At 68.2% G+C, this 13,847-nt stretch carries 8 protein-coding genes; 5 read left to right on the top strand and 3 right to left on the bottom strand.

The genetic code is table 11. The features are described from left to right. Positions 1 to 9 precede the first annotated feature (9 nt). A complete protein-coding gene (locus tag AC1RQF_RS03025) occupies positions 10 to 2,418 on the top strand; it encodes a CHASE2 domain-containing protein (RefSeq protein ID WP_274003679.1) in 2,409 nt (802 codons plus the stop codon). Positions 2,419 to 2,452: 34 nt separating this feature from the next. Continuing rightward, positions 2,453 to 3,073 carry a DUF4136 domain-containing protein gene (locus AC1RQF_RS03020; protein ID WP_274003678.1) on the top strand — a complete coding sequence of 207 codons (621 nt, stop codon included), beginning with the start codon at positions 2,453 to 2,455 and terminating at the stop codon, positions 3,071 to 3,073. Positions 3,074 to 3,110: 37 nt separating this feature from the next. On the opposite strand, the gene galU is transcribed toward AC1RQF_RS03020, so the two are convergent. Then, complete coding sequence (gene galU, locus AC1RQF_RS03015) at positions 3,111 to 3,989, bottom strand: UTP--glucose-1-phosphate uridylyltransferase GalU (RefSeq protein ID WP_274003676.1); 879 nt, start codon at positions 3,987 to 3,989, stop codon at positions 3,111 to 3,113. A gap of 90 nt (positions 3,990 to 4,079) precedes the next feature. Further along, complete coding sequence (locus tag AC1RQF_RS03010) at positions 4,080 to 6,947, bottom strand: valine--tRNA ligase (RefSeq protein ID WP_492871289.1); 2,868 nt, start codon at positions 6,945 to 6,947, stop codon at positions 4,080 to 4,082. A 315-nt stretch (positions 6,948 to 7,262) separates the two neighbouring features. Between AC1RQF_RS03010 and AC1RQF_RS03005 the strand changes: the two genes are divergently transcribed. Next, positions 7,263 to 9,626: a UvrD-helicase domain-containing protein gene (locus AC1RQF_RS03005; RefSeq protein WP_274003674.1), complete on the top strand. Its 2,364-nt coding sequence runs from the start codon at positions 7,263 to 7,265 to the stop codon at positions 9,624 to 9,626. Beyond that, positions 9,623 to 10,414, top strand: coding sequence for a 5'-methylthioadenosine/adenosylhomocysteine nucleosidase (locus AC1RQF_RS03000; protein WP_274003672.1), 792 nt, complete (start codon positions 9,623 to 9,625; stop codon positions 10,412 to 10,414). Before AC1RQF_RS03005 ends, AC1RQF_RS03000 begins: the two co-directional genes overlap by 4 nt. 47 nt (positions 10,415 to 10,461) lie before the next feature. Here AC1RQF_RS03000 and AC1RQF_RS02995 read toward each other — a convergent pair whose 3' ends face one another. Then, positions 10,462 to 11,709, bottom strand: coding sequence for an MFS transporter (locus AC1RQF_RS02995; RefSeq protein ID WP_274003671.1), 1,248 nt, complete (start codon positions 11,707 to 11,709; stop codon positions 10,462 to 10,464). A gap of 427 nt (positions 11,710 to 12,136) precedes the next feature. Here AC1RQF_RS02995 and AC1RQF_RS02990 point away from each other — a divergent pair, with 427 nt between their 5' ends. After that, positions 12,137 to 13,828 carry a methyl-accepting chemotaxis protein gene (locus AC1RQF_RS02990; protein WP_274003669.1) on the top strand — a complete coding sequence of 564 codons (1,692 nt, stop codon included), beginning with the start codon at positions 12,137 to 12,139 and terminating at the stop codon, positions 13,826 to 13,828. Positions 13,829 to 13,847: the final 19 nt, after the last annotated feature.

Genomic DNA, 13,847 nt, shown 5'->3' with positions numbered 1-13,847 from the left:
GGGCGGCGGATGAAAGTTGACCCGCGCATCGATCCGCGCATGCAGCGGCGGCGGCTGCTCGGCCGCCGCTTTCTCATCGAATGGATCGCGATCGGCTGTCTCGGCATCGCGATGATTCTCGCCGGCGTCGCCGGCCGCACGACCTCGAGCGTCGACCGGATCATCTACGACCGGCTGCTGACGCTGCGCAATCTGCCGATCGAATCGAACCTCGTGATCGTCGAGATCGACAACCCGAGCCTCGCCTCGCTCGGGCGCTGGCCCTGGGCGCGCAGCGTGCACGCGCAGTTCCTCGACGCGCTCGCCAAGGCGCAGCCGGCGGCCGTGGTCTACGACGTGCTGTTTACCGAACCGTCGACGGACGATCGCGAGTTCGCGCGCGCGCTCGACAAATTGTCGACCTATCTGCCGATCCTGCTGAGCCCCGAGGAGCACGACGGCACGCGCACGGTCGTGCCGCCCGTGCCCGAGCTGGCCGAGCATGCGGCGGGCGTCGGCCATATCAACCTCGAGGTCGATCCGGACGGTATCGTGCGCAGCGTCGCGCTGTACGAGAGCGACGGCCGGCACCGCTGGCCGCAGCTGATGGTGCCGGTGTTCCATGCGTTCGAGAACGGCCAGTTCAAGCTCGCGCAGGCGCTGTCCGTCACGCGGCGCGCGCACGATCTCGCCCAGGACGACAACGGCGAGGCCCGCTACCTGATTCCGTTCAGCCGCTATACGCAGACCTATCCGTCGGTGTCGTTCGCCGACGTGCTGGCCGGGCGCGTCGACCCCGAGCGCCTGCGCGGCAAGATCGTGATCGTCGGCGTGACCGCCTCGGGCCTCTACGATCGTTTCGCGACGCCGATTTCGGGTGAGTTCGGGCCGCTGCCGGGGGTTTACATCCACGCGGGCGTGCTCGACATGTTGATGACCGGGCGGGCGATCTCGCCTGTGTCGGGCGGCCTGCTGTTCATCGCCTCGCTGATGCCGCTCGTGGTGCTGCTCGCGGGCTTCCTGATGCTGTCGCCGTGGCGCTCGCTGCTGCTGACGCTGAGCCTCGTGGTGCTCGCGCTCGCGTCGAGCGCCGCGCTACTGTACGAGGCGCGCCTGTGGCTGTCGCCCGCGCCGGCGATCTTCGGGCTGATCGCGGTCTACCCGATCTGGAACTGGCGGCGGCTCGAAATGACCATGTCCTATCTGCGCCACGAGCTGCAGCGGCTCGCGGACGAGCCGCACCTGCTGCCGGAGGCGCCGCGCGAGCGGGGCGAGTTCGGCGGCGACGTGCTGGAGCGTCAGATGAGCCTGATGGCGCAGGCCGCGCAGCGTGTGCAGGACATGAAGCGGTTTGTCTGGGACAGCCTCGACAGCATGCCGGAACCGGTTCTCGTGACCGACATCGGGGGCACGGTGCTGATCGCCAACCATGCGGCGAAGAAGCACTGCGCGCGCCTGAACGTGCCGGCGCCGGAAGGGCGGCCGCTGCGGGTCGCGCTGGGCGAGCTGACCTTCATGAAGACGGTCGACGGCAATCCCGAGCGCGAGGCGGAAATGCGCGCGCACTGGCCGGCCGCGCTCGACCCCACCCGCGACTTCGATAACGATCTGATGGAGCGCGGCATCGAAGTTCGTGACAGTGACGGGCTCGATCATCTGTTACGCTACGCGCCATGCACCAACGCGCAGGGCAAGGTGACCGGCTGGATCGCGGGCCTCGTCGACGTGACCGAACTGCACGCGGCGGAGCGGCAGCGGGAAGAGGCGCTGCATCTGCTGTCGCACGACATGCGTTCGCCGCAGTCGTCGATTCTCGCGCTGGTCGAGATCGAGCGGCAGCGGCCGCAGTCGGGCGAGATCCGCTCGATGCTCGCGCGCATCGAGCGCTATGCGCAGCGCGCGCTGATGCTGGCGGACGAGTTCGTGCAGCTGGCGCGCGCCGAGTCGCAGACCTATCAGCTGGAGCCCGCGAGTTTCGCGGACCTGCTGATCGATGCGAGCGACGAGGTCTGGCCGCAGGCCCAGGCCAAGCGCATCCGCATCGATACGCAGTTCGGCGACAATCTGTGCTGGGTCAGCGCCGACCGCTCGCTGATGACGCGCGCGCTGGTGAACATCCTCAACAACGCGGTGAAGTACAGCCCCGCCGATACGGTGATCACCTGCACGCTGTCGGTGGAGCGCGCATCGAAGCGGACGATCTGTACGATTCGCGATCAGGGCTACGGCATCTCGCCCGACGACCAGCGGCATCTGTTCGAGCGCTTCAAGCGCTTTCACACGAACGAGCGGCCGGAGGTGGCGGGGGCCGGGCTGGGTATGGCGTTCGTCAAGACCGTGGTGACGCGGCATGGCGGCAGCGTGGTGGTCGACAGTGCGCTCGGCGTCGGCACGGCGCTGATCGTGACGCTGCCGCTGCTCGACGAGCCGGCCGCGTGACGCGGCGGGCGAACTGGCAAGTATGGGAGAAGCTATGAAAATCTTGTGGGCGGAGGCCGCGCTGGCGGTCGCGCTGTTGTCCGGATGCGCGTCGGTGACGACGGGCGTCAGTGCGTCGGGGAAACCGGGTGGATTCGCGGCCGGCGGCGAGCGCTCCTACGAGGTCGCCCGCACGGACGCGCAGTCGGCCAACGCCGGCTATCGGAAGGTGGAGGCGCTGGTGCGCGACGAATTGGCGCGGCGCGGGCTCGGTGAGCAGCCGGGCGGCCACGCGCGCTACCGGCTCACGATCGCCTATGCGACGCAGCCGGCCGCGGTCGCGCTCGCGACCGCGCACTGCGGCGGCGAGCAGGCGCCGTGCCTCGACGTCGACGGCCCCGCGCCGTTCGCGCTGCCGTTCGCGGGCACCGTCTATCGCCACGTGCTGACGCTGCGCTTCATCGACCGCAAGAGCGGCGCGGAAGCGTATCGCGTGTCGGCGGCCGTCAAGGACCGCCGGCCGGACGCGTTGCAGGCGGCGCCGACGCTGGTGCGCAGCGCGCTCGCGCAGGTGCCGTTCGGCGCCGCGGGCGGCTGGCTCGTGAAGACGAAAAAAGACGACGCGGGCGGCATGCCGGGCGTCGTCTCGGTGACGCCGGCCGACGCGCCGCACTGACGCGCCACGGGCCGGCGGGGGCGCGCGGCCCGCGCGCTCAGCTTTGCGGCGTGCCGCGCTGACGCAGGTAGGTGTCGAATTCCTGCTTCACTTCCGGGTGGCGCAGCGCGAACTCGACCGTCGCCTTCAGGTAGCCGAGCTTGCTGCCGCAGTCGTAGCGGGTGCCCTGGTACTTGTACGCCAGCACCTGCTCGTCCGCGAGCAGCGCCTCGATCGCGTCGGTCAGCTGCAGCTCGCCGCCCGCGCCGGGCTTGAGCGCACGCAGGTGCTCGAAGATCCGCGGCTTCAGGATGTAGCGGCCGACCACGCCGAGGTTCGACGGCGCGACTTCGGGCGCCGGCTTTTCGACGATCGCCGACATCTTGATGATCGACTCCTCCCACTCCTTGCCGTCGACGATCCCGTAGGATTTCGTTTCCGACGGCGGGATCTCCTCGACCCCGATCACCGAGCTGTGATAGTGGTCGAACACGTCGACCATCTGCTTCATCACGGGCGGCTGGCCATCGAGCAGGTCGTCGGCCAGGATCACCGCGAACGGGTTGTCGGCGACCAGCTTCTCGGCGCACAGCACGGCGTGGCCGAGGCCGAGCGCCTCGGGCTGGCGCACGTAGAAGCAGTCGACGTGGCTCGGCTTGATGCTGCGCACGAGTTCGAGCAGCTTTTCCTTGCCGCGCGCCTCGAGCTCCGCCTCGATCTCATACGATTTGTCGAAATGATCCTCGATCGCACGCTTGCTGCGCCCGGTCACGAAGATCATCTCGGTGATGCCGGCCGCGATGGCCTCTTCCACCGCATATTGGATCAACGGCTTGTCGACGACGGGCAGCATCTCCTTCGGACTCGCCTTGGTCGCGGGCAGGAAGCGCGTGCCCAATCCCGCGACCGGGAAAACTGCCTTGGTGACTTTCAGCATAGATAAACCCTTGTTTCTCGAATGAATTCGGCTATTCGAATTCAATGATCATTCCGCCATTATAGTGAACGCAATGAAGATTACCGATTGTTACGCCGGAAGGCGGACCAATTGGGCGCCCAGCTTCGTCAGCGTGCTCTTGAATTCGGCGAGGCGCTTCTGCTCCTGCTCGACCACGGCGGCGGGCGCCTTGGCGACGAACGCCTCGTTGCCGAGCTTGGCCGCGCATTTCGTGATCTCGTTCTCGAGCCGGGCGATTTCCTTCGACAGGCGCTCGCGTTCCGCCGCCACGTCGATCTCGACCTTCAGCACCAGCTTGCTGTTTCCCACGATCGCGATCGGCGCGCCGTGCGCCTGCTGGTCGAGGGTCGCCTCGTCGGCGAGGATCTGGACGTCGGACAGGCGCGCCAGCGCCTTCACGTAAGGCGCGAACGAGCCGAGGCGCGCGGCGTCGCCCGCCACCAGCAGCGGCGCCTTGGTCGCCGGAGACAGATTCATCTCGCCGCGTAGATTACGACATGCATCGACCACTGCCTTCAGTTCGGCCGCCCACTGTTCAGACGTTTCGTCGAGCTTGCCGGGTTCGGCGCGCGGGTAGGGCTGCACCATCAGCGACGCTTCGCCTTCCGCCTTGCCCTGCGGATAGCGGCCGGCGAGCGGCGCGACCTTCTGCCACAGCGCCTCGGTGATGAACGGAATGACCGGATGCGCGAGGCGCAGCACGGTCTCGAGCACGCGCAGCAGCGTGCGGCGCGTGGCGCGCTGCTGCTCCGGGGTGCCGTTCTGGATCTGCACCTTCGCGAGTTCGAGGTACCAGTCGCAGTACTCGTCCCAGACGAACTTGTAGAGGCTGGTCGCGATGTTGTCGAAGCGGTAGTCGGCGAAGCCCTTGGCGACATCGCCCTCGACCCGCTGCAGCAGCGACACGATCCAGCGGTCCGCCGCCGAGAAGTCGAGATAGCCGCCGGGGCCGCAGTCGCCCGCGCCGCACACTTCGGGCTTGTCGAGGCCGCAGTCGTGGCCCTCGCAGTTCATCAGCACGAAGCGGGTCGCGTTCCACAGCTTGTTGCAGAAGTTGCGGTAGCCCTCGCAGCGCGCGAGATCGAAGTTGACGTTGCGGCCGAGCGTGGCCATCGACGCCATCGTGAAGCGCAGCGCGTCGGTGCCGAACGCGGGAATGCCGTCCGGGAATTCCTTGCGGGTCTTCTTCTCGATCGTCGCCGCCTGCTTCGGGTTCATCAGGCCGGTGGTGCGCTTCGCGACGAGCGTGTCGAGGTCGATGCCGTCGACGATGTCGATCGGGTCGAGCGTGTTGCCCTTGCTCTTCGACATCTTCTGGCCTTCCGCGTCGCGCACGAGGCCGTGCACGTAGACGGTGTGGAACGGCACCTGGCCCGTGAAGTGGGTGGTCATCATCACCATCCGGGCGACCCAGAAGAAGATGATGTCGAAGCCGGTGACGAGCACCGACGACGGCAGGAAGTGCTTGAGTTCGGGCGTTTCCTCCGGCCAGCCGAGCGAGGAGAACGGCACGAGCGCGGACGAGAACCAGGTGTCGAGCACGTCCTCGTCGCGGCGCAGCGCGCCCGCATAGCCCTGCGCGGCGGCCTGCGCGCGCGCGTCGTCCTCGTCGCGCGCGACGAAGATCTCGCCGTTCTCGCCGTACCACGCGGGGATCTGGTGGCCCCACCACAGCTGGCGCGAGATGCACCAGTCCTGGATGTTCTCGAGCCACTGGTAGTAGGTGGTGGTCCAGTTCTCGGGCACGAACTTGATCTGGCCGTCGCGCACCACGTCGAGCGACGCCTCGGTGATCGACTTGCCCGGCTGGAAGCTGCCTTCCGGCGCCGGCTTCGTCATCGCGACGAACCATTGATCGGTCAGCATCGGCTCGATCACGACGCCCGTGCGGTCGCCGCGCGGCACCATCAGCTTGTGCGGCTTCACCGAGTCGAGCAGGCCGAGCGCCTCGAGATCGGCGACCACCCGCTTGCGCGCCTCGAAGCGGTCGAGGCCGCGGTACGTGTCGGGCGCGTTGTCGTTGATCTTCGCGTCGAGCGTGAGGATCTCGATCTGCGGCAGCTGGTGACGCTGGCCGACCTGGTAGTCGTTCTGGTCGTGCGCGGGCGTGACCTTCACGACGCCCGTGCCGAATTCGCGGTCGACGTAGTCGTCGGCGATGATCGGGATCTCGCGGCCGGTGAGCGGCAGCTGCACGTGTTGGCCGATCAGGTGCGCATAGCGCTCGTCCTCGGGGTGCACCATCACCGCGACGTCGCCGAGCATCGTCTCGGGGCGCGTGGTCGCGACGGTCAGGTGGCCGCCGCCGTTCACGAGCGGGTAGTTGATGTGCCACAGATGGCCGTTTTCCTCCTCGCTCACGACCTCGAGGTCGGACACCGCGGTCATCAGGACCGGATCCCAGTTCACGAGGCGCTTGCCGCGATAGATGAGGCCCTGTTCGTACAGGCGCACGAACACCTCGCGCACGACGTTCGACATCTTGTCGTTCATCGTGAAGTATTCGCGCGACCAGTCGGTCGACGCGCCGAGGCGGCGCACCTGGCGCGTGATCGTGGAGCCGGACTGTTCCTTCCATTCCCACACGCGCTCGACGAATTTCTCGCGGCCGAGGTCATGGCGCGACTGGCCCTGCGCATCGAGCTGGCGTTCGACGACGATCTGCGTGGCGATGCCCGCGTGATCGGTGCCGGGCACCCACAGCGTGTTCGCGCCGAGCATGCGGTGGTAGCGCGCGAGGCCGTCCATGATCGTCTGGTTGAACGCGTGGCCCATGTGCAGCGTGCCCGTGACATTGGGCGGCGGCAGTTGGATCGCGAAATCCGGGCGGGACGGATCGAAGGCCGGGGCGGCATAGCCGCGTTTTTCCCACTCCGGCCCCCATTGGGCTTCGATGGTGTGGGGCTCGAAACTTTTCGCAAGCGTGCTGTCGCTCATGGTTGGAAATCTGCCGAAAGATGCGTGTTGGATAAGTAAACCCTGGATTATAAAGCCCGCGGGGTAGGTGGGGCGGTGCGATCGGGTTCGGATTTCCGGTCGCGTCGTCGCGCCGCCGCGTGTCCGGCCGCGCGAGGGGCGGGCGGATCGGTGCGGGCGGGGCGCGGAAACAGGCGTCGCATCGCCCGCCGATCCGCGCTCCGGACCCGGCGCGGGGCAGGCGGCGGCGCGCCTCGGCGGGATGCGCCGCATCGGTTCCTCAGTGCCCCCTTATAATGTCCGCTTTGCGTTCCCGCGCCATTCCGCCTCGTCTTTATGCCCGATCTGCTCGCCAACCTGAATCAAGAACAACACGCGGCCGTCACGCTGCCGAACGAACCGGCGCTGATCCTCGCCGGGGCGGGCAGCGGCAAGACCCGGGTGCTCATCACGCGCATCGCGTGGCTGATCCAGCAGGGCTATGCATCGCCCCCGACGGTGCTCGCCGTGACCTTCACCAACAAGGCCGCGCGCGAGATGATGGCGCGCCTGACGGCCTTGCTGCCGATCGATACGCGCGGCATGTGGATCGGCACCTTCCACGGCCTCTGCAATCGCATGCTGCGCGCGCATCACCGCGACGCCGGGCTGCCGCAGACCTTCCAGATCCTCGATACGGCCGACCAGCTGTCCGCGATCAAGCGGCTGATGAAGGCGGCCAACATCGACGACGAGAAGTATCCGCCGAAGAACGTCCAGTACTTCATCAACAACGCGAAGGAGCAGGGCCTGCGGCCCGACAAGGTCGACGCGACCGACAACTTCAACCGCAAGTTCGTCGAGATCTACCAGGCGTACGACCAGCAGTGCCAGCGCGAGGGCGTGGTCGATTTCCCCGAGCTGCTGCTGCGCTGCTACGAGCTGCTCGCGCACAATCCGCCGTTGCGCGCGCATTACCAGGCGCGCTTCAAGCACATCCTGGTCGACGAGTTCCAGGACACCAACAAGCTCCAGTACGCGTGGCTCAAGCTGCTCGCGGGTTCGCACAACGCGATCTTCGCGGTCGGCGACGACGACCAGTCGATCTATGCGTTCCGCGGCGCGAACGTCGGCAACATGCGCGACTTCGAGGACGAGTTCCGGGTGCGCAACCTGATCAAGCTGGAGCAGAACTACCGCTCGCACGGCAACATCCTCGACGCGGCGAACCAGCTGATCTCGAACAACGCGCACCGGCTCGGCAAGAACCTGCGCACCGACGCCGGGCACGGCGAGCCGGTGCGCGTGTACGAGGCGGCGACCGATTCGCAGGAGGCGGGCTGGATCGTCGAGGAGATCCGCTCGCTGATCGGCAGCGGGATGGCGCGCAGCGAGGTCGCGATCCTGTATCGCAGCAACGCGCAGTCGCGCGCGATCGAGCACACGCTGATGACGGCGGGCATTCCGTATCGGGTGTACGGCGGGCTGCGCTTCTTCGAGCGCCAGGAAATCAAGCACGCGCTCGCGTATCTGCGCCTGATCGACAACCCGAACGACGACACCGCGTTCGTGCGCGTCGTGAACTTCCCGACGCGCGGCATCGGCGCGCGCTCGATCGAGCAGCTCGCCGATGCCGCGCGTCTTTACGATTGCGCGATGGCGGCCGCGATTCCCTACGTGACCGGCAAGGCCGGCACGAGCCTCGGCGGATTCGCGAACCTGATCGCGAAGATGCGCGCCGAGACGCTGCAGATGAGCCTGCCCGAGACGGTCGAGTACGTGGTGCGCGCGAGTGGCCTCGCGGACTTCTACCAGGGCGAGCGCGAGGGGCAGGACCGGCTCGAGAACTTGCAGGAACTGGTCAACGCGGCTGCCGCGTTCGTCGGCGAGGAGGGCTACGGGCTCGACGCGCCGGCGCGCGCGATCCCGCTGCGCGCCGGCGCGACCGCGGCGCCCGGGCTCGCGGCGGCGAGCGACGATCCCGCCGACGCGGTGCTCGATCCGTTCGCGCTCGATGCGCCCGCGCAGAACCCGGACACGATGACGCCGCTCGCCGGCTTCCTGTCGCACGCCTCGCTGGAGGCGGGCGACAACCAGGCGCAGGCCGGCCAGGACGCGGTGCAGCTGATGACGGTGCACGCGGCGAAGGGGCTCGAATTCGCCGCGGTGTTCATCACGGGGCTGGAGGAAGGCCTGTTCCCGCACGAGAACAGCGCGCTCGAATCCGACGGCCTCGAAGAAGAGCGCCGCCTGATGTACGTCGCGATCACGCGCGCGAAGGAGCGGCTCTACCTGTCGTTCGCGCAGAGCCGCCTGCTGCATGGCCAGACCCGCTACAACATCCGCTCGCGCTTCTTCGATGAATTGCCCGAGCACGTGCTCAAGTGGCTGACGCCGAAGGTCGAGGCCTCGGCGCGCTGGGGCGGCCGCGCCGACAACGCCGGTTGGGGGCGCGACTGGTTCTCGCGGCCGGGCGGCGGCAGCCGGGAGAGTGTGGTCGATGCGGCCGTGACGGCGCCGCTGCCCGCGTTCGCGAACCAGCAGCGCGCGGCCGAGGGCGGCTTCCGGGTCGGCCAGCAGGTCTTCCACACGAAGTTCGGCGAAGGCACGGTGACGGCGCTCGAAGGCAGCGGCGCCGATGCGAAGGCGCAGGTCAAGTTCAAGCGCCATGGCGAGAAGTGGCTCGCGCTCGCCGTCGCGAAACTGCAGGCGGTCGAATGACGCCGTCCTCCCTGACGTTGCCGGCCGGGCAGCCGCTCGGCATTCTCGCGGCGCTGCCCGAGGAACTGGGCGACCTGGTCGCCGCGATGCGCGCCGAGGGGCCCGTCGAGACGGTTTCGCTGGGCGGGCGCGATTATCACGTCGGCACGGCGAGCGGCGTGGCCTGCGTCGTCACGCTCGCGCGGATCGGCAAGGTCGCGGCGGCGGCCACCGTCAGCGCGCTGCTGCTGCGCTTTCAGGTGCGCGCGGTCGTGTTCACGGGCGTGGCGGGCGGGGTCGCGCGCGAGGTCGCGGTCGGCGACATCGTGGTCGCCGATGCGCTGCTGCAGCACGATCTCGACGCCTCGCCGCTGTTTCCGCGCTTCGAGGCGCCGCTGCTCGGCGTCGCGCGTTTCCCGGCCGACGCGGCGCTTGCCGCGCAACTGCGGGCGGCATGCGAGCAGTTCATCGCCGAAGAGGGCGAGGCGCTGCGGCAGCGCTTCCGCCTGCGCGCGCCCCAGGTGCGCACGGGGCTCATTATCAGCGGCGATCGTTTCGTGTCGAGCGAGCGCGAGGTGATCGCGCTGCGCGACGCGCTGCCCGCGGCATGCGCGGTCGAGATGGAGGGCGCGGCGCTCGCGCAGGTGTGCCACGAGTACGGCGTGCCGTGCGCGGTCGTGCGCACCATTTCCGATACCGCGGACGATCACGCGAGCGCGTCGTTCACGCGTTTTCTCGCCGATATCGCGGGCGCCTATTCGTCGGGCATCCTGCGGCGCTTCCTCGCGATTCACGCGCAGGCGCGCTGAACTCCTGCGGCGGCGCAAGCGCGCCGCCGGTTCGGGCCTGGGTCGTCTCAGGCGGCTTTCGCCGCCGCGCGCCGCATGCCCTCGATGTCGGGCAGGAACACGGTGAGGATCCCGAGCAGCGGCAGGAACGAGCACACCTTGTAGACGAAGCCGATGCTGGTCGCGTCGGCCAGCTCGCCGAGCGCCGCCGCGCCGACGCCGCCCAGCCCGAACGCGAAACCGAAGAACAGCCCGGCGACCATCCCGACCTTGCCGGGGATCAGCTCCTGCGCGTAGACGATGATCGCGGAGAACGCCGACGCGAGCACCACGCCGATGATCACGGTCAGCACGCTGGTCCAGAGCAGGTTGGCGTACGGCAGCAGCAGCGTGAACGGCGCGACGCCGAGAATCGATACCCAGATCACGTACTTGCGGCCGATGCGATCGCCGATCGGGCCGCCGATCACGGTGCCGGCGGCGACCGCCGCGAGGAACACGAACAGGTGGAACTGCGCGGCCTGCACCGACAGATGGAACTTGTCGATCAGGTAGAAGGTGAAATAGCTGTTGAGGCTCGCGAGGTAGATGTACTTCGAGAACACGAGCATCACGAGCACGCCCATCGCGAACGCGACCTTGCGGGGCGGCAGCAGCGACTGCGCGTCGCGCGCGAGCTTCTTGCGGGTGGCCGGGTGGCGCTGGTACCAGCGGCCGATCTGCCACAGCACGACGATGGCGACCAGCGCGGCCAGCGAGAACCACGCGATGCTGCGCTGGCCGTGCGGGATCACGATCAACGCGGCGAGGAGCGGTCCGAGCGACGAGCCCGCGTTGCCGCCCACCTGGAACAGCGATTGCGCGAGCCCGTGCTGGCCGCCCGACGCCATCCGCGCGACGCGCGACGATTCCGGATGGAACACCGACGAGCCGCAGCCGACCAGCGCGGCCGCGATCAGCAGGATCGAGAAGTTCGGCGCGATCGACATCAGCACCAGCCCGCCCAGCGTGAAGCTCATCCCGACCGGCAGCGAGTACGGCTTCGGATGCTTGTCGGTGTAGTAGCCGATCAGCGGCTGCAGCAGCGACGCGGTGATCTGGTAGGTCAGCGTGATGAGCCCGATCTGCGCGAACGACAGCGCGAAATTCGCCTTCAGCATCGGATAGATCGCGAGGATCAGCGACTGGATCATGTCGTTGAGCAGGTGCGAGAAGCTGATCGCGCCGAGCACCGGATAGACGGTGCGCGTGATGGCCGGCGCGGGTGTGGCGGCGGGCGGAACGGGAGCGGAGCGGTTGTCGAGACTGGTTTCCATGATGCGGCGGGTCGAGGAGGCGGAAGGGCGCTTGCCGGAAGCCGGGTGCGCGTTGTTCATTCATGCGTGAACGCAGTCTAATGTGGCGTCTGTTCATTGTCCGGCCAACCTTTGTCGAGAATGAGACATTCGATTTGCCTGTTGAATCAAGGTGCGCCGATTTTTGGATGGGTATAAGGGGAGACGCCCGCGGCCGTGCGCGCCGCGCCCGCGGGTTTGGCCGGACTCAAGAAGCACGCGCCGTTGCCGTAGAAGCGGCGGAAGCATCGTGAAAGAATGAAATGAAAGCCGCGTACACCGGATTCGACCGATCCGGCCAGTGGACACGCCTGGCCAGGGGCGCCCGGCCGGCGTGCGTGGCATGTCGACGGCCAGGCCGGGACCGACCTTCCCGGTTGCAGCAGCAGACCAGAACGGGGACATATCAATGAAAGGCGTAGCGCTGCGTGGGCGACGTGGGCCCGGATTCTTGCCGGATGACGAAGCGACGGGCCGGGGGGCGGGCGCGTCGGGGAAGCGGAGCACCGCGCGCAAGCCCTGGTCGGTGAAGACGACCTTGCGCGTGGCGTTCGGCACGCTGCTGGTGGGCACGCTCGTGATCGGCCTGTTCTCGCTGATGCAGATCAGCCGTCTGCACGGCTCGATCCGTTCGGTGTATGAGCAGGGGTACGTCGCGAGCCGCTCGGCGGAGGAAGTGCGCGGCTACGTGCTGCGCGCGAGCCGCGCGCAGAAGATGCTGCTGACCGCGACCACCGCGAAGGAGCGCGACGATCTCGGCGGCGACATCGACAAGGGGCTCGACGCGATCGGCGCCGAGCTGGCCACGCTGCAGCGTTTCACGCATCCCGCCGATACGGACGACAGCGCGAAGCTCAAGGCGTTCTCGACCTCGGTCGGCGCATGGAGCGGCCACCTGCGCGACTTCGTCAAGCTCGTGCGCGAGCAGCCGCTCGACCTGTCGCAGATGAGCTGGCAGGTCGGCACCCAGGACGTCTCGCTGATCGTCGAGACGGGCAAGCTCGAAACCCTGGTGGACGGGCTAGTGAAGGCGCGCGGCGACGCCTCGCGCGCGACGCTCGACACCTCGACGACGCTGTTCCGCGCCTCGTTCGCGATGATCGCGATCATGACCGTGGGGCTGATCGCGCTCGCCTTCGTGATCGCCGAGTGGGTCGTGCGGCGGCTCGGCACGCAACTGGGCGGCGAGCCGGCCTATGCGAAGAAGATCGCCGGGCACATCGCGCAGGGCGATCTCACGAATGCGATCCGCCTGAAGCAGCGCGACCGCGACAGCATGCTGCACGCGCTGCGCGACATGCAGGACGGCCTGGCCGGCACGGTGCGCGACATCGCGGCGAGCGCGGAGGCGATCGCGGCGGCGTCGGGGCAGATCTCGATGGGCAATCTCGACCTGTCGCAGCGCACCGAGCAGCAGGCGGTCGCGCTCGAGAAGACGGCGGCGAGCATGGAGCAGCTGACCTCGACGGTCCACCAGAACACCGAGAACGCGAAGCAGGCGAGCGCGCTGGCCGCGAATGCGTCGGCGGTCGCGGAACAGGGCGGCGAGGTGGTCGGCCGGGTGGTCGCGACGATGACCGAGATCGACGACAGCGCGAAGAGCATCCGCGACATCACCGGCGTGATCGAGAGCATCGCGTTCCAGACCAATATCCTCGCGCTGAACGCGGCGGTCGAGGCCGCGCGCGCGGGCGAGGAGGGGCGCGGCTTCTCGGTGGTGGCGAGCGAGGTGCGCTCGCTCGCGCAACGCTCGGCGACCGCGGCCAAGGAGATCAAGACGCTGATCGGCGCGTCGGTCGAGCGGGTCGCGAACGGTGCGCTGCTCGCGCAGGACGCGGGCCGCACGATGAACGAGGTGGTGCGCGCGGTGAAGCGCGTGACCGACATCATGGGCGAGATTTCGAGCGCGTCGAACGAGCAGAGCGCGGGCATCGACGAGATCGGGCGCGCCGTCTCGCAGATGGATTCGGGCACCCAGCAGAATGCGGCGCTCGTCGAGCAGGCGGCCGCGGCCGCGCGTTCGCTCGACGAGCAGGCGCAGTCGCTCAAGGCGATGGTCAGTCATTTCCGCGTGCCCGCGCGCGCGGCCGCGACGGCCTGACTGCGCGGATGAGGGGCGC

It is taken from the genome of Burkholderia sp. GW821-FHT14F03, assembly GCF_058803765.1.
Note: the sequence above shows the minus strand (reverse complement) of the source record. Positions and strands in the feature narration are given on the sequence as shown.